Annotated in this window: 17 protein-coding genes and 2 tRNA genes; 15 read left to right on the top strand and 4 right to left on the bottom strand. The window is 71.6% G+C overall.

The window, feature by feature from the left end:
* Window positions 1-91: 91 nt before the first annotated feature.
* A tRNA-Ala gene (locus AC0VX4_RS06050) sits at window positions 92-167 on the top strand.
* A gap of 86 nt (window positions 168-253) precedes the next feature.
* On the opposite strand, the gene AC0VX4_RS06045 is transcribed toward AC0VX4_RS06050, so the two are convergent.
* Window positions 254-1384, bottom strand: coding sequence for an oxidoreductase (locus tag AC0VX4_RS06045; RefSeq protein ID WP_002853897.1), 1131 nt, complete (start codon window positions 1382-1384; stop codon window positions 254-256).
* 169 nt (window positions 1385-1553) lie between these two features.
* Here AC0VX4_RS06045 and AC0VX4_RS06040 point away from each other — a divergent pair.
* Together AC0VX4_RS06040 and AC0VX4_RS06035 are read left to right on the top strand one after the other, a co-directional pair.
* Window positions 1554-1629, top strand: a tRNA-Ala gene (locus tag AC0VX4_RS06040).
* A 269-nt stretch (window positions 1630-1898) separates the two neighbouring features.
* Window positions 1899-2978: a hypothetical protein gene (locus tag AC0VX4_RS06035; protein WP_002853895.1), complete on the top strand. Its 1080-nt coding sequence runs from the start codon at window positions 1899-1901 to the stop codon at window positions 2976-2978.
* Between the two features lie 96 nt (window positions 2979-3074).
* On the opposite strand, the gene AC0VX4_RS06030 is transcribed toward AC0VX4_RS06035, so the two are convergent.
* Entirely contained in the window at window positions 3075-3767 is a 693-nt protein-coding gene (locus AC0VX4_RS06030) for a TetR/AcrR family transcriptional regulator (RefSeq protein WP_036334098.1), read from the bottom strand.
* Between the two features lie 163 nt (window positions 3768-3930).
* On the opposite strand from AC0VX4_RS06030, the gene AC0VX4_RS06025 reads away from it, so the two are divergent.
* From AC0VX4_RS06025 to AC0VX4_RS06010, 4 genes are all read left to right on the top strand, one after another.
* The gene (locus AC0VX4_RS06025; protein ID WP_002853890.1) at window positions 3931-5463 is read left to right on the top strand and encodes a flavin monoamine oxidase family protein; all 1533 of its coding nucleotides are present in this window, start codon (window positions 3931-3933) and stop codon (window positions 5461-5463) included.
* 26 nt (window positions 5464-5489) lie between these two features.
* On the top strand, window positions 5490-7151 hold the full coding sequence (locus AC0VX4_RS06020) for an APC family permease (protein WP_002853889.1): 1662 nt from the start codon (window positions 5490-5492) through the stop codon (window positions 7149-7151).
* A complete protein-coding gene (locus AC0VX4_RS06015; RefSeq protein WP_002853888.1) occupies window positions 7148-8533 on the top strand; it encodes an NAD-dependent succinate-semialdehyde dehydrogenase in 1386 nt (461 codons plus the stop codon). Before AC0VX4_RS06020 ends, AC0VX4_RS06015 begins: the two co-directional genes overlap by 4 nt.
* Before the next feature lie 195 nt (window positions 8534-8728).
* The gene (locus AC0VX4_RS06010) at window positions 8729-9040 is read left to right on the top strand and encodes a hypothetical protein (protein WP_002853887.1); all 312 of its coding nucleotides are present in this window, start codon (window positions 8729-8731) and stop codon (window positions 9038-9040) included.
* 81 nt (window positions 9041-9121) lie between these two features.
* On the opposite strand, the gene gabT is transcribed toward AC0VX4_RS06010, so the two are convergent.
* A complete protein-coding gene (gabT, locus tag AC0VX4_RS06005) occupies window positions 9122-10444 on the bottom strand; it encodes a 4-aminobutyrate--2-oxoglutarate transaminase (RefSeq protein ID WP_004167618.1) in 1323 nt (440 codons plus the stop codon).
* Window positions 10445-10589: 145 nt separating this feature from the next.
* Here gabT and AC0VX4_RS06000 point away from each other — a divergent pair, with 145 nt between their 5' ends.
* The 5 genes from AC0VX4_RS06000 (at window position 10590) to AC0VX4_RS05980 (ending at window position 16217) form a co-directional block, all read left to right on the top strand.
* A complete protein-coding gene (locus AC0VX4_RS06000; RefSeq protein ID WP_004167617.1) occupies window positions 10590-11498 on the top strand; it encodes a LysR family transcriptional regulator in 909 nt (302 codons plus the stop codon).
* A gap of 94 nt (window positions 11499-11592) precedes the next feature.
* Entirely contained in the window at window positions 11593-12732 is a 1140-nt protein-coding gene (locus AC0VX4_RS05995) for an Ig-like domain-containing protein (protein ID WP_036334545.1), read from the top strand.
* A gap of 148 nt (window positions 12733-12880) precedes the next feature.
* Window positions 12881-13777: a class F sortase gene (locus AC0VX4_RS05990; RefSeq protein ID WP_004167615.1), complete on the top strand. Its 897-nt coding sequence runs from the start codon at window positions 12881-12883 to the stop codon at window positions 13775-13777.
* Window positions 13778-13899: 122 nt separating this feature from the next.
* Window positions 13900-14970 carry a DUF305 domain-containing protein gene (locus AC0VX4_RS05985; RefSeq protein WP_004167614.1) on the top strand — a complete coding sequence of 357 codons (1071 nt, stop codon included), beginning with the start codon at window positions 13900-13902 and terminating at the stop codon, window positions 14968-14970.
* 197 nt (window positions 14971-15167) lie between these two features.
* On the top strand, window positions 15168-16217 hold the full coding sequence (locus AC0VX4_RS05980) for a hypothetical protein (RefSeq protein WP_475464118.1): 1050 nt from the start codon (window positions 15168-15170) through the stop codon (window positions 16215-16217).
* 9 nt (window positions 16218-16226) lie between these two features.
* Here the strand turns inward: AC0VX4_RS05980 and AC0VX4_RS05975 are convergent, their stop codons facing one another.
* A complete protein-coding gene (locus AC0VX4_RS05975) occupies window positions 16227-16532 on the bottom strand; it encodes a GNAT family N-acetyltransferase (RefSeq protein WP_036334543.1) in 306 nt (101 codons plus the stop codon).
* Window positions 16533-16944: 412 nt separating this feature from the next.
* Between AC0VX4_RS05975 and nrdH the strand changes: the two genes are divergently transcribed.
* From nrdH to nrdE, 3 genes are read left to right on the top strand one after another with little or no spacing between them, the layout of a single operon-like run.
* Window positions 16945-17190 carry a glutaredoxin-like protein NrdH gene (gene nrdH, locus AC0VX4_RS05970; RefSeq protein WP_020625683.1) on the top strand — a complete coding sequence of 82 codons (246 nt, stop codon included), beginning with the start codon at window positions 16945-16947 and terminating at the stop codon, window positions 17188-17190.
* Window positions 17191-17201: 11 nt separating this feature from the next.
* Complete coding sequence (gene nrdI, locus AC0VX4_RS05965) at window positions 17202-17669, top strand: class Ib ribonucleoside-diphosphate reductase assembly flavoprotein NrdI (protein ID WP_004167610.1); 468 nt, start codon at window positions 17202-17204, stop codon at window positions 17667-17669.
* Window positions 17670-17716: 47 nt separating this feature from the next.
* Window positions 17717-19843 carry a class 1b ribonucleoside-diphosphate reductase subunit alpha gene (gene nrdE, locus AC0VX4_RS05960; protein ID WP_376741554.1) on the top strand — a complete coding sequence of 709 codons (2127 nt, stop codon included), beginning with the start codon at window positions 17717-17719 and terminating at the stop codon, window positions 19841-19843.
* Window positions 19844-19856: the final 13 nt, after the last annotated feature.

Genomic DNA, 19856 nt, shown 5'->3' with positions numbered 1-19856 from the left:
CCCGCGCGGGGACCATGTACGCTGGTCGAGTTGCCAGCGAGGCAAACGGGCCGGAAACGGCGCGTGAACATCGCGGGTGACGCCCACATCTGGGGGTATGGCGCAGTTGGTAGCGCGTCTGCATGGCATGCAGAAGGTCAGGGGTTCGAATCCCCTTACCTCCACCAGTCAGAAGGCCCGGTCCATACGGACCGGGCCTTCGTCGTCGTCGGGCTCCTGCGCGGGCTCGGGACTCGACCGCCGCCCTGCGACATCACCGCAGTGCAGAACCGCGGTGATGTCGCTCCGCCGCGGTCGGTGCCGGGGACACCCCCGGGAACGCGGCGCGCTCCACCGCCGTGAGTGCGGGTTCCACCGCACGACCCTCCCGTGCGGAGGCGACGGCGGCCTCCAACACCGCCATCACGGCGAGGGCCTGGTCGGGGGTGGCCGCGTCGTCGTTCGAGCGGCCGAGGATCGCGTCGCGCACGCCCGCGTAGGACCGCTGCTGGGCTCCGATCGGCGCGGGGACGCGCTCGGTGTTCCCCTCCCCGTCGTGCAGGAGGATCGGGTCGGGGTCGACGCCCCAGCCCTCGGCGCCGGGGAACAGGCCCGCGCGCAGCTGCGCCTCCTGCTGATCCGGCAGTTCCTTCACCGCGGAGCCGCGCGTGCCGTGGACCGCGAAGCGCGGGCTGCCGCCGGCCACGAGCATCGACGCCTGCAGGACCACGCGCCGGCCCGGGTAGTGCAGCACGCAGTGCGCCCAGTCCTCCACCGGGGCGCCCCGGCGCAGGGCCGCGAGGTCGGCGTCCACGAGATCGGGGACGCCGAAGAGCAGGAGCGCCTGGTCGACCAGGTGCGGGCCGAGGTCGAACCAGATGCCGCCCCCGGGCACCGCGGCTTCCCGCCAGCGGTTCCGGACGGTCGGGCGGAAGCGGTCGATCCGGGACTCGAGGTGGACGACGTCCCCGAGCAGGCCGGAGCGGACCAGCTCGGCGATGCCCAGGAAGTCGCTGTCGAAGCGACGGTTCTGGAACACCCGCAGCACCCGCCCCGTCGCGGCCGCGAGGTCGCGCAGCTCCCGCGCCTCCGCGAGACTCAGCGTGAAGGGCTTGTCCACCACCACGTGCCTGCCCGCCCTCAGGGCGGCGCGCGCCAGCGGGGCGTGCTGGTCGTTCGGGGCGGCGATCACCACGAGGTCCACGTCATGGCGCGCCAGGAGCGCGTCCATGTCGGGCACCACGACGACGTCCGGCAGGTCCGCGTGCACCGCCTCCGGGCGGCTCGAGACGACATGGGTGAGCGCGACTCCCGCCGTGGCGCGGAGGAGCGGGACGTGGAACGTCGTCCCGGCGAAGCCGTAGCCGATGAGCGCGGTGCGGATCGGTGCGTCGGTGGGGGACATGCGGGACCTCCTGGGCTGGCGGCGGGCACGGGTGCGTCTCCTGCACGCTAGGCCGTGGGGCCGCGGCGGTCCATCGACGCCGCCCAGCCAGTTTGCGCGGTTGCCACGGGCTGGGTATCCTATCCAGGTGCTCCAGCCGGTCCGCCGGGAACGGAGTCACCACCCACCTGGGGGTATGGCGCAGTTGGTAGCGCGTCTGCATGGCATGCAGAAGGTCAGGGGTTCGAATCCCCTTACCTCCACCAGTCAGAAGGCCCGGTCCATGCGGACCGGGCCTTCGTCGTCGTACCGGCCCCGTCGTGACCACTCTGTGCTCCGCGCCCCCGCACAGCACCCCCGCCGGTCACGGCCGGGTTGCGGTCCCGCGTCGATCACGCATCGACGTCGCACAGCCCTTTCACGGCAGGCTCTGGGCGGACAGACTCGAGGCGACCCCGCCCATCGAGCCCGGAACACCGGTGCTGCAGAGGCGGGGGCCGCCGGCCCTGTTCGGCCGACTCAGTGAGGAGCTGCCATGTCCGTTATCCGTACCCGTCGTCCCTCTCTCCGTCACCTGCCCGCCGCCCTCGCCGCCGCCGGCCTCATGACCACCGTCGCGCTCGCCGGCCCCGCCGCCGCCTGGGACGACGCCCATGGCCCCCAGGCCGGCTACTTCCAGGCCGTCGACCACGAGAACGTCACCGCGGCCTTCTTCCAGACCTACGACGGCTACGATCCGGGGGACCTCACGCTCATGATCACGCCGGTGGCCGAGGACGGCACCCGCCTGGAGGGCGGCCAGGAGGTCGAGTTCACCGCCCTGGACGTCATCGACGGCGGCGCGGTGGACGTCCTGGAGACCCGCCGCGCGCTCGGCGCGGCCGGGGAAGGCCTCGTGCGGTACGACGTCGTGGCCGACGGGCGGATGCTGAACATGGGCATCACCCTCCAGGCGGACGCCGACCTCGCCGACGATCAGGGGGCGGCCGTGCACTCCGTCGACGGCCCGCAGACGGGCCACCTCGGGGACCGGCCCCTGGTCTGGGACTCGGCCATGCAGCTGGCACCCGGGGTGGTGGGCGCCGAGATCGTCCACCTGGTCGCGGCGCCGACGATGGAGGGCACCTACGCGGAGGTCGTGACCGAGCCGGCCCACGGTGAGGTCTTCGCGTTCCGTGACTCGGAGCACTCCGAGCTCCGTGCCTGGTACATCCCGGAGGAGGGGTTCGTCGGCACGGACACCTTCACCGTCGACTTCCACAGCGACCACGTCGCCCACGTCCAGACCGTCACCGTGCATGTCGGCGAGGAGATCCCCGCCGCGTACGACGGCTTCCTCGATGCCGAGGACGGCGTCCTCAATGGGAAGCCGCTCGACCTGACCGACCCGGACACCGCTGCGGCGCTCGCCGCGTTCCGGGGCGACGAGGCCGCCCCGGCTCCGGAGGATGAGGAGGAGCAGACCGCTCCGGTCGAGGGCGACGCCGACGAGCAGCACACGACCCCGGACACGGTTGAGACGGGGCAGTCCACCGGCTGGTGGCTGGCCGGCCTCGGCGCCGCCGTCGCGGGGGTGCTGGTCGCGGCCCGCCGTCGTCTGGGCCTGACCGACTGACAGCCCGCCGCGCACAGATCCTTCGACGCGCCGCCCCTCTCGCACAGAGGGGCGGCGCGTCCGTGCCGGCCTGACACGTGGCCGGCAGTCCGCGGGTCAGTCGCCGAGGCCCGCCAGCAGCAGGTCCAGTCCCTCCTCGAAGGGTGCGTCCGCGTAGGGGTTCCGCGCCCCCGTCGCGCGCGTGCTCCCGCCCGCCCGGAAGGCCTCGGCGGCCGCGCCAAGCGCGGGCAGCCGCTCCTTCGCCCCCGCCACCTCGAAGATGTCGGCCGGAGCGTCGACGTCGTACGCGGAACCGTAGATGAACGACTCGAGCGCGATCACCCGGGCCAGCACCTGCTCCGGCGCCAGGCCGGTCCGGGCCAGCACCGCGCACACCGTCTCGTAGACCCGCTGCGTCGACGGGGCTCCCTCGATCGGCATGGTGGCGATGAGCGGGATCAGCGGCGGATGGGCCGCGAAGACGTCCCGGTAGGAGCGTGCCCACGCCCGCAGGGCGGCGACGACGGGCGCCTCGCCCCGGATCGCGGCCTCCAGCTCGACGAGCGAGACCTCGCCCATCACGGCGTCCTGCAGCAGGACGAGCAGCTCATGCTTGCCGCTGATGTGGTTGTAGAGCGCGCTCGGCGCCACGCCCAGGCGACGGCCGACCGCCGCCATGGTGAGCCCTTCGTATCCCTCGGTGCGGGCGACCGCGAGCGCCGCGTCCGCGATCGCTGCGCGGCTCAGAGCGGGGGAGAGAGGTCGTCCGCGGCGGCGACGCGTCCGGGGCGGTTCAGGGGTCTCGTCCATCCGGCCATTCTGACCCGTCGGACGGGCGGAAGGTGTCATGTCGGCCACGGACCGGCCTTCCCTTCCCGGCGCGCGGCCCGTACAGTGAGCGCCGACACTCTAAATGAACGGCATTCACCTGGGCTCTGCCCGATGCCCCCGTCCCCGCCAGAGGAGCACCCCCATGACCACCGCCCCCGCCACCGTCGGCCGCGAGCGCCGGACGAGCGACGTCGTCGTGATCGGCGCCGGCCCGGCCGGCCTCATGGCCGCCCGCACCGCGAAGGCCCAGGGCCTGACCGTCACCGTCCTGGAGGCGCGCCGGCGCGTCGGCGGCCGCACCTGGAACGGCCTGGTCGAGGGCGCCGACGGCAAGGACCACTTCATCGAGATCGGCGGCCAGTGGATCTCCCCGGACCAGACCCGCCTCATCTCCCTGGTGGAGGAGCTCGGCCTGCCGACGTTCTCCCGCTTCCGCGACGGTCGCAACGTCTACGTGGACCCGCGCGGAGAACGCCACGTCTACGACGGCCTCGACTTCCCGGTGGCCGAGAAGACGGACCGGGAGATGGATCGCCTGATCGCCAAGATCGACGAACTGACCGCCGAGATCGACGCCGCCGCCCCGTGGGAGCACCCGCGGGCCGCGGAGCTGGACAAGATCTCCTTCCGCCACTGGCTGGAGCAGCAGTCCGACGACCCGGAGGCCATCGACAACGTCTCCATCTACATCGCCTCCGGCATGCTGACCAAGCCCTCCCATACCTTCTCCCTGCTCCAGGCGCTGCTCATGGCCGCCTCGGCCGGGTCGTTCCGCAACCTGGTGGACGAGGACTTCATCCTGGACCAGCGCGTCGAGGGCGGCATGCAGTGCGTGTCCCTGGCCATGGCCGCCGAGCTGGGCGACGACGTCGTCCTCGGCCAGCCGGTGCGCACCCTGCGCTGGGCCGAGCCGGACCCGTCCACCGCGGACGAGAAGAACGGTGTGGCTGCGGACGTGCGCAACGGCGTGGCGCACGACGGCGCCGCCGGCGACGTCGTGGCGCTCACCGACGACTACGAGGTGCACGCCCGCTACGCGGTCCTGGCCATCCCGCCGAACCTCTACAGCCGCATCTCCTTCGAGCCGCCGATGCCGCGCGAGCAGCAGATCGCGCACCAGCACATCTCCATGGGCCTGGTCATCAAGGTGCACGCCGTGTACGAGACCCCGTTCTGGCGCGAGGAGGGCCTGTCCGGCACGTGCTTCGGCGGGGGCCGTCTCGTCCAGGAGATCTACGACAACACCAACCGCGGCGAGAACCTGGCCGGTGGCGCCCCGGGCGAGGAGGACCCGCACGGCACCCTCGTCGGCTTCGTGTCCGACGTGTACGCGGAGCAGATGTGGGCCCTGCCGGAGGAGGAGCGCAAGGCCGCGATCCTCGGCGCCATGGCCGAGTACCTCGGCCCCCGGACCCTCGAGCCGATCGCGTTCTTCCTCTCGGACATGGCCGCCGAGGAGTGGACCCGAGGCGCCTACGCCACCAGCTACGACCTCGGCGGGCTCTCCCGCTGGGGCCACCTCCAGAACCGCCCGACCGGCCCCATCCACTACGCGTGCTCGGACATCGCCGCCGAGGGCTACCAGCACGTGGACGGCGCGATCCGTATGGGCGAGGCCGCCGCCCTGGCCATCGCCGAGCGGGAAGCCACCGACGCGGGGCAGCCCACCGGCTGACCGGCCCGACGGACAAGGACATCCTCATGAGCGCATCCACCCCACGACGCCGCGTCGTCGACGATGAGGGACACGAGCACGTGTACCCGACCACCTCCGCCATCGAGCAGGTCAACCTGCTCAACCCGGGCGCGGTGAGCAACAAGGGGCTCCAGGCCGGCAAGGTCGGCCTGCTCGGGGCCGTGGTGATCGGCGTCTCCGTCGTCGCCCCCGCCTACACGTTGACCTCGGGCCTCGGGCCGACCATCAGCACCGTCGGCACCCACGTGCCCGCGATCCTGCTGCTCGGCTTCATCCCGATGCTCCTGGTGGCTCTCGGCTACCGGGCGCTGAACACGCGGGTGCCGGACTCCGGCACGTCGTTCACCTGGGCCACGCACGCCTTCGGGCCGTATGTCGGGTGGATGGGCGGCTGGGGTCTCATCGCCGCCTCCGTGATCGTGCTGTCCAACCTGGCGGCCGTCGCCGTCGACTTCACGTTCCTGCTGCTCGCCCAGATCACCGGGAGCCAGGCCATCGCGGATATGGCCGGCAACCTGTGGGTCAACATCCCCCTGACCCTGGTGTACCTGGCCCTGGCCGGATGGATCTCGCACCGCGGCATGGAGACCACCAAGCACCTGCAGTACATCCTGGTGGCCTTCCAGATCCTGGCCCTCGGCGCGTTCGCGGTCGCCGCCCTGACGCAGTCCTCCCGTGGCGCGGGCTTCGACCCCACCCCGGTGCAGCTGGACTGGTTCAACCCGTTCACCGCCGGCGACTTCAGTGTGGTCGCGGCCGGCGTCTCCCTGTCCATCTTCCTGTTCTGGGGCTGGGACGTGACCCTCACGATGAACGAGGAGACCAAGGACCCCGAGCGCACCCCCGGCCGGGCCGCCGCCGTCACCGTGTTCGTCATCATCGCCGTCTACATCCTGTCCGCCCTGGCCGTGATCTCCTGGGCGGGCATCGGCTCCGAGGGCCTGGGCGCGGGCAATCCGGACAACCAGGAGTCGATCTTCGCGGTCCTCGCCGGCCCGATCCTGGGCCCCTTCGCCGTGATCATGTCCAGCGCGATCCTCGTCAGCTCCCTGGCCTCCCTGCAGTCCACCATGGTCTCCCCGGCCCGCACCCTGCTGGCGATGGGCTTCTACCGGGCCGTGCCCGCGCGCTTCGCCGAGCTGAGCCCCCGGTTCAACAGCCCGGCCTTCGCGACCTGGGTGTGCGCGGGCTTCGCCGGCCTCTTCTACGTCGTCACGCGGCTGCTCTCCGAGAACGCCCTGTGGGACACCATCACCGCCCTGGGCCTGATGATCTGCTTCTACTACGGCATCACCGCCCTGGCCTGCGTCTGGTACTTCCGCCGCGAGTGGTTCGCCTCGGTGGGCAACGCCCTCACCACCTTCCTGTTCCCGCTGATCGGCGGCCTCGTGCTGCTGGTGATGTTCTGCGTGACCGCGCTGGACTCCACCGACCCCGACTACGGCTCCGGCTCGTCCGTGTTCGGCGTGGGCACGGTGTTCATCCTGGGCATGGGCGTGCTGGCCATCGGCGTGGTACTGATGATGTGGACGCGGCTGCGCCACCCGGCCTACTTCCGTGGCGAGACCCTGCCGCAGACGGACTCGACCCGACCCATCCCGATCATCCGTCCGGACGACGACGGCACTGCCGTGGTCCGGGACCCCAACGAGAGGACCCACTCATGAGCACCCCGACCGGCTATCGCGTCCAGGACCCCAGCACCGACCAGGTCGTGGAGACCTTCCCCGCTCTCGCCGACGGTGAGGTCGACCAGGTGCTGGCCGCCGCCGAGACCGCCCAGCGTGCGTGGGCCGCCCGCCCCATCGAGGAGCGCGCCACCATCGTGCAGAAGGTCGCGGACCTCTTCGAGGAGCGCAAGGACGAGCTCGCGCAGATCATCGCCACCGAGATGGGCAAGCGCGTGACCGAGGGCGTCGAGGAGGCGGAGTTCAGCTCGGCCATCTTCGGCTACTTCGCGGACAAGGGCCCCACTCTCGCCGCGGACCGCCCCATCGAGACCTTCGAGGGCGGCCGCGCCATGATCCGCCACCTGCCCCTGGGTGTGCTGCTGGGCGTCATGCCGTGGAACTTCCCGTACTACCAGATCGCCCGTTTCGCCGCGCCGAACCTGATGCTCGGCAACGCGATCGTGCTCAAGCACGCCGAGATCTGCCCGCGCTCGGCCCTGGCCGTGCAGCAGATCATGGACGACGCCGGCGTGCCGGCCGGCGTGTACACCAACGTGTTCGCCACGCACGACCAGATCGCCGAGTTCATCGCCGACCCGCGCGTGGCCGGCGTCTCCCTGACCGGCTCCGAGCGGGCCGGCTCCGTGATCGGCGCGCTCGCGGGCCAGCACCTCAAGAAGGCCGTCCTCGAGCTCGGCGGCTCGGACCCGTACATCGTGCTCGACGCCGAGGATCCGGCCGAGGCCGCCCGCACCGCGTGGGCGACCCGCATGTACAACATGGGCCAGGCCTGCAACTCCAACAAGCGCATGATCGTCTCGGCGGACATCCACGACGCCTTCGTGGCCGAGCTGGTGTCCCTGGCCGAGGCCATGAAGCCCGGGGAGGCCGCCGACGAGGACCCGACGGTCTTCACCCCGCTGTCCTCGCGCGGTGCCGCCGAGGGCCTGGCCGAGCAGGTGGAGCGGGCCCGTCAGCAGGGCGCGACCGTCCACGTCGGCGGGACCGTCACGGACGAGGCGGGCGCCCGCTTCGCCCCGGCCGTGATCACGGGCGTCACCTCCGAGATGGACGCCTACCGCGAGGAGCTCTTCGGCCCCGTCGCCGTCGTCTACAAGGTGGAGTCCGCGGACGAGGCTCTCGCCCTCGCCAACGACTCCCAGTACGGCCTGGGCGGCGCCGTGTTCTCCCAGGACGAGGCCCAGGCCGAGCGGGTCGCCCGGCAGCTCGAGGTCGGCATGGCCAACGTCAACACACCGGCGGGCGAGGGGGCGGAGATCCCGTTCGGCGGCGTCAAGCGCTCCGGCTTCGGCCGCGAGCTCGGCCCGCTCGGCATGGACGAGTTCGTCAACAAGCAGATGTACTTCGTCCAGGACTGACACCCCACGACGACGGGCCCGCCTCCGGTGACCGGAGGCGGGCCCGTCCGCGTCCCACCGGCGTGGCGGGCGTCATGGGTCAGTGACGCGCCTGCCGCACAGCGGGTTCTAGGCTGGCGCGCCCTTGTCCCCTCATCCGGGGCGTGGCCATCATGGATCGGATCCCCGTCGAGAACTGCAGAATCGAGATGTCTGATGTACCCCACCCCGATGACCTTCGACGTGGCGCGCGCCGGTCGCGCTCTCGCCCAGGTCGGTGTCCGCACCCTGGCCACCGCGGCCGGCCTCGAGAAGGAGCAGCTGCGCCGCTTCGAGAAGGGGCTGGCCGACCTGCGGGTGGACGAGCGTCTGCGTCTGGAGAAGGCCCTGCTGAAGTACGGCGTCGGGCTGGTCCCGGAGGACGAGTTCGGCGGCACGGGGGTCCGCCGGATCTTCTCCGCCGAGAAGTCCCGGCGCATCAAGGCCATGGAGAACGAAGGCGGCCCGGCATACGAGGACGACATCTGAGTCCTGTGCCGACAGGCGGCCGGCCCCGCATCCCGGGCAGGGATGCGGGGCCGTCGTCGTCGGTCCGCCGGGGGCGGCGTCTCAGGCGGACTGCAGCGCCTTCGTGACCTCGCTCAGGCCCTCCTTGAGGAGGTCCTCACCGATGGTCAGCGGCGGCAGGAAGCGGACGACGTTGCCGTAGGTGCCGCACGTGAGCAGGATGACGCCGGTGGCGCGCACGGCCGCGGCCACGGTGGCGGTCAGCGTCGCGTCCGGCTCGCCGGTGGCGGGGTCCACGAACTCGATCGCCATCATCGCGCCGCGACCGCGGACCTCGGCGATGCGGTCGTCGGTGTTCTGCTCGAAGTGCTCGCGGATGACCTGCTCGATCCGGCGGGCCTTCTCGAGGAGGCCGTCCTCCTCGACGGCCTCGAACACGGCGAGCGCCGCCGCCGTGGCGACGGGGTTGCCGCCGTAGGTGCCCCCGAGGCCGCCCGGGTGCACGGAGTCCATCACCTCGGCGCGGCCGGTGACGCCGGAGAGAGGCATGCCGCCGGCGATGCCCTTGGCGGTCGCCATCAGGTCCGGCTCGATGCCCTCGGTCTCGGAGGCGAACCAGGCGCCGGTGCGGGCGATGCCGGACTGGACCTCGTCCGCGATGAACAGGACGTCGTTGGCCTTGCACCACTCGACCACGGCCGGCAGGAAGCCCTCGGCCGGGACGATGAAGCCGCCCTCGCCCTGGATCGGCTCCATGATCACGGCGGCCAGGTTGTCGGCACCGATCTGCTTCTCCAGCGCGGAGATGGCGCGCTGCGCGGCCTCGGCGCCGGACAGGCCGTCCCGCAGCGGGTAGGAGCCGGGCACGCGGTAGATCTCGGGGGCGAACGGTCCGAAGCCGTGCTTGTAGGGCATGGACTTGGCGGTCAGCGCCATCGTCAGGGTGGTGCGGCCGTGATAGGCGTGGTCGAACGCGGCCACGGCCTGCTTGCCGGTGAAGGCGCGGGCCACCTTGACGGCGTTCTCCACGGCCTCGGCGCCGGAGTTGAACAGGGCGGTGCGGGTCTCGCCGGGGATCGGGCTGGTGCGGTCCAGCTGCTCGGCCACGGCCACGTAGCCCTCGTAGGGCGTGATCATGAACGAGGTGTGGGTGAACTGCGCGACCTGCTCCTGGACGGCGGCCACGACGCGCGGGTGGGAGGCGCCCACGGAGGTGACGGCGATGCCGGAGGCCAGGTCGATCAGGCGGTTGCCGTCCACGTCCTCGAGGATGCCGCCCGCGGCGCGGGCCGCGTACACCGGCATGGTGGTGGCCACGCCGGCCGGGACGGCGCGCTGCTGGCGCTCGGCGAGCTCACGGGAGCGGGGGCCGGGCAGCTCGGTGGCCAGGTGGCGGGTCTGCTCGAGGTCGGGGGTGGCGGTCATGGAGATGCCTCCTGGGGACGGCTCACGGGGAGCGGGGACGACGGGTGGGCACGACGACGACGCGTCGGGCCGCGTCCTCCCATGGTGGGGCGTCGAGTCCATGCCGTCCAGTGATGATCTGGCATGGAGGCTATGCTCATCCGGCATGGAGGAGAAACTGCTCAGGGCCTTCGTCACGGTGGCCGAGGTCGGCACGGTCTCGGGGGCCGCGATCCGCCTGGATCTCGTGCAGTCCGCGCTCAGTCGGCAGCTGCAGCGGCTTCAGCGTGAGCTGCGCCTCCCCCTGTTCGCCCGGGTCGCCGGCCGGCTCGAGCTGACGACGGCCGGCGAGGCGTTCCTCCCGGTGGCGCGCGAGGTCCTCGTCGCCCATCGACGGGCGGAGCAGGCGGCCCGCGCGCTCGCCTCCGGTCGGCTCACGGACGTGGCCGTGGCCGCGCCCGGCACCACCCTCATCGACGTCGTGCTGCCGTTTGTGGCCACCTTCGGCGAGGAGGACCCGCGCCCGCGCGTCGCGGAGACCCAGCTGGACGACTCGCTGCTCGACGCCGTCGCGCGGCACGACCTGGTGGTGATGCCGACGGTGCCGCCGCCCTCCGTCGCGTCGCTGCCGCTGATGGACCTGCCCGTCTGGGCGTACGTCGCCCCGGGCCACCCCTGGGCGGGCCGGACGCGGGTGTCCCTCGACGACCTCGTCGCCCAGCCCGTCGTCGCGCCCGCGCGCACCTTCATGGCGCGACGCGTCCTCGACGGCGCCGTGGCCGTGGCGGGCCTCACGCCGCCGGCCCTCGTCGAGGCGAACTCCGGGCGGGTGGCCCAGGCCCTGGTCGCGACGGGGGCGGGCGTCGCCGTCGTCACCGAGGACCCGGCCTTCGGGTTGATGCCGGTGCGGGTCATCGCGCAGGGGCGGACGCTCACGGTGCGACTGCATGCGGCATGGCGGGAGGACCACTTCGCCGCCGAGACGCTGGAGGCGATCGCCCGTCGGCTGCAGGCCTTCGTCTGGGACCGCTATGCCGAGCCCGGGGATGTGGCGTCTCACAGGAAGAGTGCGTGAATTCGGCGGCTGTGGCCAGGCAGCGCTCAACAGATGCACATGTGGCAGATAGGGTCGAGGTGTCCGTGACCCACATCACCTGCACCCACTCCAGGTGACCCACGCCCGCACCGCCGAACCGGAGGACCCCATGTCCCTGCAGTTCCCCGCCCGCCTGTCCGCCGCCGCCCTCGGTGCCGCCGTCCTCGTCGGCGTCGCCGCCGCCCCGGCCCACGCCGCCACCTGGACGCCCGAGCACGGCACCCCGTCCGGCACGTTCGTCAGCTCGGACGACAACCTGATGGAGTTCGTCCTCTACGACAACTTCGCGACCGAGGACATCCGCGCCGTCGTCGTCACCGCGTCCGGGGAGGAGACCGAGATCCAGGTCGACTTCATCACCGAGGACGACATGGGCGCCGTGTTCATGCACGACATCGAGCAGGCCCTCGGCGGCGACCTGGCGCAGCCCTACGAGGTGCACGTCTACGGCGCCGGCCAGCTCGCCTTCGGCGCGGCCTTCGCCGCCGACGGCACCATGACCCCGGTCGAGGCCGAGGAGTTCATCCCGTTCGAGGACTGGGCCGAGGTCGCCACGTGGCGCGTCTACACGGACCAGAACGCGACCGTCGTCGAGTCCCTCGTGACCGAGGACGGCGGCGTGCCGAGCCCGATCGACGCCGAGCTCACCGTGGCGCCGAAGCACGGCACGGTCGAGATCGGCGGGACCTCCTTCGGCTACACCCCGGAGAAGGACTTCCTCGGGACCGACACCTTCACCGTGGTGATGACCGCGAACGGCGTCACCCGCACGGTCGAGTTCACCGTGGAGGTGCTCGACCTGCCGGGCGACTCCACGCCCACCCCGATCGACCCGGCGCCCGCCCCCGATCCGCAGCCCGAGCCCGAGCCGGCGCCGGAACCCGAGCCCGCCCCGGAGGAGCCGGTCGATCCCGCCCCCGCCCCCGAGGAGCCCGCCCCGGAGGAGCCGGTCGATCCGGCCCCCGCCCCCGAGGAGCCCACCCCGGCCCCCGAGGAGCCCACCCCGGCACCTGAGGAGCCCGCCGAGCCGGCCGAGCCGGTGGTCGACGAGGACGAGCCCGCCGCCCCGGCCCCCGAGCAGCCGGACGAGGACGGCCACACCGTCCCGGACACGGTCGAGACCGGCAACGGCTCCGCGTGGGGCCTGGCCGCCATCGGCGCCCTGGCCGCCGGCGTTCTGGTGCGCCTGCGCCGTACCTTCGGCCTGGCCTGAGCCCGCGCCGAGGCGGCCGGGGCGCACCTGCGTCCCGGCCGTCCCGAACGGACGACGCGCCGGGCTGAGGCCGGAGCGCGTGAGACCATGCCGTCGTCGGACGCGGCCCCGGGCGGGCCGGGCCGATGCACACGAGGGGAGAACCTGGATGAACACCACCGTCCGACGCGCCCTGTGGGTGGTCCTGGTGCTGCTGTGCCTGGGACTCGTGTTCCTCGCGGTGCGCGGGGTGCTGGCGGTCGGCGCCGTGCCGATCAGCGCTGCCCCCACCCTCGGCGCCACGGCGTCCGCGATCCCGTCGTCGTCGTCCTCTGCACGCTTCACGCCCAGCCCCGCACCGACGGCCACACCGACCCCGACGCCGAGCCCGTCCTCGGCGGCACCCACGCGGGAGGCGGCGGTTCCCGTCGAGACCCAGGAGCCCGCCGGCACACCCACGCCGTCCGAGGAGCCGACCCCCACCGAGGAGCCGACCCCCACCGAGGAGCCGACCCCCACCGAGGAGCCGGCCCCCGCCGCGGCCGCCCACCTCTCCGGCCCCGCCGCCCCGTGGGACGAGATCACGGCGACGCCCGTGCACGTGGACGTCCACCAGGACGGCGAGCAGATCGTCGGAGCGGGGATCGACCTGACGCAGTTGGACGAGGGCGGCGACCTGGACCCGGAGCCGCAGACGGTCGGCTGGTACGGTCCGCCGCAGTGGGGCACCACGCCGGGGGAGCGCTCCCCGTACGCGGGGGTCCTGGCCGGGCACGTCGTCTACTACGGCGTGCGGGACGTGTTCTGGAACCTGGGCGACGTGCGGGCGGGCGCCGTCGTCGTGGTGACGTACGACGACGGCACGCAGGCCGCCTTCGAGGCGGATGCGGACGCGGTCTCGGTGGAGAAGGAGGCGCTCACCCAGGATCCGGTGCACCGCTGGGCGTGGGAGCCGGGGGGCGACGATGCGAAGGTCACGCTGATCACGTGCGACCTCGTGCCGGGCACGGGGATGGCCGGGAACGCCTTCAACAACTGGGTGGTGCAGGCCACCCGCGTCGCCTGAGGCCGCGGCGACCCCGGGGCCGGGTGGTCGGAGGGGTACCCTGGGGAGGCCGGGGCGGCCGACCGCGTCGGACCGCCCTTGACCCCGTGACCGGGTGACGACCGCCGAGAGGACCTGCGCCCATGAGCCGAGCCGACATCGCCCCCGCCCGCGTGCGCCCCCGCCGCTGGAGCGTGGCCGTCGGAGGGGCGCTCCTGAGCGTCACCCTGGCCACCGGCGGCTGCAGCGTCGCCGAGGAGCCCGGACAGACCGGTGGCACGGAGGCGGGGAACACCTACCTGGAGGGCGTGCTGGCCAGCCCCAGCCAGACGTCCGCCGACCCGCTCGCCGCGGACATCCAGTTCGCGGGTCTGCTGCTGCGCAATCACCGCGACGCGATCCAGCAGTCCGACGAGGTGCTGGGCAAGGACGGCGTGGACCGGGAGATCCGGGCCACCGCCGAACGGATGAAGTCCGAGCACGAGGAGCGGGCGGGCCGGCTCGAGTCGATGCTCGAGGGCTGGGGCGTCCCCTCGGATGACGTGCGCGGTGCGGGTGCCGAGTCGACTCCGTCTGCGCAGCCCGAGTCCACGGAGGACGCGGAGCCGACCCAGATCGTGGGCGACGAGCTGCGCGCCGGGCTCCTGTCCGACCGGGAGAAGAACGTGCTGGCCGCCGCCGAGCCGGAGGAGGCGGGACGGATCTACCTGCTCCAGATGCACCGCCTCTATCAGGGCGCGCTGACGATCTCCGCCACGGAGGCGGAGGACGGCTCGGACGACGCGGCCAAGGAGCTGGCCTCCAGCGTGGTCGAGGGCCACCGCAAGGAGCTGGAGAGCTTGGCCGAGACGCTCGCGGAGATGGGCGTGATCGGGTCGAGCGGGGCGCGCACGGCGGACCCGTCCGGGTTCACCGGCCCCATCAAGATCGAGGGCACCGGCGCGAACGGCGGCTCCGTCCCCTCGGACTTCGTCCCGGAGCCGGTGCAGCGGGTGCACAGCTTCCGCGCCACCCAGAAGCCGGTGCTGCCGTCGTCGAGCTCGCCCAGTTCCTCCAGCGCGTCGGGCTCCTCCAGCGCGTCGGGCCGGGACGCCGAGGACCAGCGGGGGCGGGACGCCGCATCGGCGAGCCCGTCGCCCAGCCCGGCCGACACGGCGCAGGCCACCCCGCGCCCCTCTTCCGGGGCAAGCCCCTCGCCCAGCGCATCCCGCTGACGCGCCGGCCGTCCCGATCCGCATCGGGCGTCGCCGTGACCGAGTCGATAGCGCTTCGTCACCGGACAGTGACCCGTATCACGTCCGTGCGGCGTAGATTCGTGCCGACGCAGCGAGTGCGGCATCCGGTCGACCTCGGGCGTCCGAGCCGGAGAACCCCTCGGCCCGTCGCAGCACCGCACCCCTGGAGGAGCACGATGCGCACCGCCCGACCGACCCGCCTTGCCGCCGCCCTGGGGGCCGGCGTCCTTCTCACCGGCGTGGGGGCGACCCCTGCCCTCGCCGCACCCGCCCACCCCGCTGGATGGACCGCCGAGCACGGCCTGCCCGGCGGATCCTTCCTCGTGGCCAGCGCGGAGGGTGAGGCCGGTGCCTCCTTCGGCACCGAGTTCGAGGTGGACGAGTCCGACGTCCGCCTGACGGTGGCTCCGGTGCTGGAGGGGGATGCCCGCGGCGCCGAGACCGAGGTCCCATTCACGTACGACGACGAGTTGGAGCGCGGTGACTTCGACGTCGCCGCGGCCCGGCGGAGCCTGGGCGAGTCGGGGACCGGTCCCGTCGTCTACACCCTCTCTGTCCTGGGCGGCGAGGTGGCCGCCCTCACCTACGGTCCGGACGCCGACCTCACCGACGCTGACCCGGGCGAGCCGCTGCGCGCCGACCAGCGTCATGAGCTCGGCTTCCACATGCCCCCCACCGTCTGGGACACCACCCTGCTCGCGGCGCCGGGGGAGCGAGACGTGTTCATCTCCTCGTACACGGGCGATGAGGCGGCGCCGCTGACGCTCGTCGCGGGCCCGGCCGAGGGCCGGGTCGTCGAGGTGACGGAGGAGGAGACCGGCGGGCCGCGCGGCTACGTCTACCAGGCGCCCGAGGGCTTCACCGGATCCGACACCGTCACCCTGCGGGCCACGAGGGACGGCGTCACGACGACGCGCACGGTGACCGTGCGGTTCGGCGACCCCCGCGTGGACCTCTACGACTGGGAGAACGGGCGGATCCCGGGGTTCGTGAACTTCCCCGTGGCCGGCCTGTTCGACGACGCTTCGGCTCCGGGCCAGCCGACCGATCCCGACACCCCCACCACGCCGGCAGAGCCCGAGACCCCCGCGGCGCCGGCCGAGGGCGAGCACACGGTGCCGGACGCGGTCGAGACCGGGCGCGGTCCGGCGGCGTGGCCCGTCGCCGTCGCGGTGCTGGCCGCGGGCGTCCTGGCCGTGGTGCGCCGGCACCGCGTCGCGGCCTGACCGCTCCGGTCAGCGGGGGGCGAGCAGCGCGCTCTTCTCCGGGTGCTCGTCGAACCACTGGGCGACGTACCAGCACATCGGCACGATGCGGCGGCCCCCTGCAGGGCCGCCGTTCGTCTCGATGTCCTCGACTGCGCCGGCGGTCAGCGTGGCGGCGTGGCCCTGGCCGCGGTGCACGGGGATGGTGAACGCCCGGTTCAGGGAGACGGCCGCGCCGTTGTCCCGGAAGTCGAGGACGGCGAGCAGGGTGCCGCCGTCGTGGAGCTCGTACCGGGACTCGGCGTCATTGCGGGTGACCGTGGGGGAGGTGCTCATGCCGGGGCAACCCCCGGTGGTGACGGGGTATTCCGACGCCGGACGGTGGCGGGCTTCTACATGTAGTGGTCCGCGGGGGTCGGACACGCCGCCCGCGGACGTGGCGAACTCGACTTTCCGGCTGTGGGAACCCGGCCCCGAGATCTCCACCGGCTGTGGACAGTCGACCTCGGTCCCGGCGTGTCCCGCATGTCCGCGCGGATCGTCTCGCACAGCAGGGTGTGGACAGGATGGGCAGAGGGTGGGGATACGTAACTACAGTGGTGTGACTACTACATGTAGGGATGGTTCCCGGCCGAGATCACTAGATGTAGTATCGACGCAGATGTTCGGCACGCCCCGCGATTCACTCTCGTGGGAGCCGCGCCGACACCCGCAGACCACCAGAGACCACGAAGGAACAGGGATCGCCATGACCGTCACCGTGTACACCAAGCCGGCCTGCGTGCAGTGCAACGCCACCTACCGTGCACTGGACAAGAAGGGCATCGCCTACGAGGTCGTGGACATGTCCCAGGACCCCGCCGCCCTCGAGCGCGTCCGTGCCCTCGGCTTCATGCAGGCCCCCGTCGTCGTCACCGAGACCGACTCCTGGTCCGGCTTCCGCCCGGACAAGATCGCCGAGCTCGCCGAGTCCGTTGCGGCATCGGTGGCCTGACCGGGGTCGACATGACAGTCGCCGCGGACCCGAGCCACATCCGCTCGGCCGAGGCGCAGGGGCTCGTCCCCACCGACGCGGGACTGATCTACTTCTCCTCCGCCTCCAACTACACGCACCGCTTCGTCGAGAAGCTCGAGTTGCCCGAGGACCGGGTGGCTCGACTGCCGTTGATCACCCGGGAGCCCACCCTCGGGGCCACCGCCCCGTACGTCCTGATGACCCCCACCTATGGCGGGGGCAGCGGGCCGGGCGCGGTCCCGAAGCAGGTGATCAAGTTCCTCAACGTCCCGGAGAACCGTCACTGGATTCGGGGCGTGATCGCGTCCGGGAACACCAACTTCCATGAGGGCTACTGCCTGGCCGGCTACATCATCTCCCGCAAGTGCCAGGTCCCCCTCATGTACAAATTCGAGCTGATGGGCACGCCCGACGACGTCGAACGCGTCCGCGGCGGCCTGGAAGGACTGTGGACATGACCATCACCGCACCCACCGAGGCGGACCTCATCCGCCAGGCGAAGAACATGCCCGCCGAGTGGCAGAACCTCGGCTACCACGAGCTCAACGCCATGCTGAACCTCTACGGCGCCGACGGTCGCATCCAGTTCGAGGCCGACCACGCGGCCGCGCGCCAGTACTTCCTGCAGCATGTCAACACCAACACGGTGTTCTTCCACGACCTGGAGGAGAAGCTCGACTACCTGCAGAAGAACGACTACTACGAGACCGAGACGTTCGAGCAGTACCCGTTCGAGTTCATCCGAGGCCTGTTCGACCGTGCCTACAAGGCCAAGTTCCGCTTCCCGACCTTCCTCGGCGCGTTCAAGTTCTACACCTCGTACGCCCTGAAGACCTTCGACGGCAAGCGCTACCTCGAGCGCTACGAGGACCGCGTCGCCGTCGTCGCCCTCCACCTGGCCCGGGGCGACCAGGAGCTGGCCACCCATCTGGTGGACGAGATGATCGCCGGCCGCTTCCAGCCGGCCACTCCCACGTTCCTCAACTCGGGCAAGAAGCAGCGCGGCGAGCTCGTCTCCTGCTTCCTGCTGCGCATCGAGGACAACATGGAGTCGATCGCCCGCGGCATCAACTCCGCCCTGCAGCTGTCCAAGCGCGGCGGCGGGGTGGCCCTCTCGCTGACCAACATCCGCGAGCACGGCGCGCCCATCAAGCAGATCGAGAACCAGTCCTCCGGCGTCATCCCCGTGATGAAGCTCCTCGAGGACTCCTTCTCCTATGCCAACCAGCTCGGCGCGCGCCAGGGCGCCGGCGCGGTGTACCTCAACGCGCACCACCCGGACATCCACCGCTTCCTCGACACCAAGCGCGAGAACGCGGACGAGAAGATCCGCATCAAGACCCTCTCCCTCGGCGTCGTGATCCCGGACATCACGTTCCAGCTGGCGAAGAAGAACGAGGACATGTACCTGTTCTCGCCGTACGACGTCGAGCGCGTCTACGGGGTGCCGTTCTCCGAGATCTCCGTGACTGAGAAGTACTACGAGATGGTCGACGACGCGCGGATCAAGAAGACCAAGATCAACGCGCGCGAGTTCTTCCAGACCATCGCCGAGATCCAGTTCGAGTCCGGCTACCCGTACGTCGTGTTCGAGGACACCGTGAACGCCGCGAACCCCATCAAGGGCCGCATCACCATGTCCAACCTGTGCTCCGAGATCCTGCAGGTCTCCGAGGCCTCCGAGTACAACGAGGATCTGAGCTACGCCCACGTGGGCCAGGACATCTCCTGCAACCTCGGCTCGATGAACATCGCCAAGACCATGGACTCGCCGGACTTCGGCCGGTCCGTGGAGACCGCGATCCGTGCGCTGACGGCCGTGTCGGTCATGTCCGACATCCAGTCGGTGCCGTCCATCGCCAAGGGCAACGCGGCCTCCCACGCCATCGGCCTGGGGCAGATGAACCTCCACGGGTACCTGGCGCGCGAGCGCGTCCACTACGGCTCGGAGGAGGGCATCGACTTCACGAACATGTACTTCTACGCGGTGCTGTTCCACGCGCTGCGGGCCTCGAACCGGATCGCCATCGAGACCGGCCAGCGGTTCGGCGGGTTCGAGGACTCGAAGTACGCCTCGGGGGAGTTCTTCGACAAGTACACGGACCAGGAGTGGGCGCCCGCCACCGAGCGCGTCGCCGGGCTGTTCGCCGGGGCCGGCATCGCCCTGCCCACGCAGGACGACTGGCGTGAGCTGAAGGCCTCCGTCATGGAGCACGGCATCTTCAACCGCAACCTGCAGGCCGTCCCGCCGACGGGCTCGATCTCCTACATCAACAACTCGACCTCCTCGATCCACCCGGTGGCCTCGAAGATCGAGATCCGCAAGGAGGGCAAGCTCGGCCGCGTGTACTACCCGGCGCCGTACCTCACCAACGAGAACCTCGAGTACTACGAGGACGCGTACGAGATCGGCTACGAGAAGATCATCGACACGTACGCCGCGGCGACGCAGCACGTGGACCAGGGCCTGTCCCTGACGCTGTTCTTCAAGGACACGGCCACCACCCGTGACCTGAACCGCGCGCAGATCTACGCGTGGACGAAGGGCATCAAGACGATCTACTACATCCGCCTGCGCCAGCTCGCGCTGGAGGGCACCGAGGTCGAGGGCTGCGTGAGCTGCATGCTCTGACAGCCGGCCCTTC

It is taken from the genome of Micrococcus sp. 63XJN7_8_ISO-PGPR-S23-253 (genome assembly GCF_056173425.1).
Note: the sequence above shows the minus strand (reverse complement) of the source record. Positions and strands in the feature narration are given on the sequence as shown.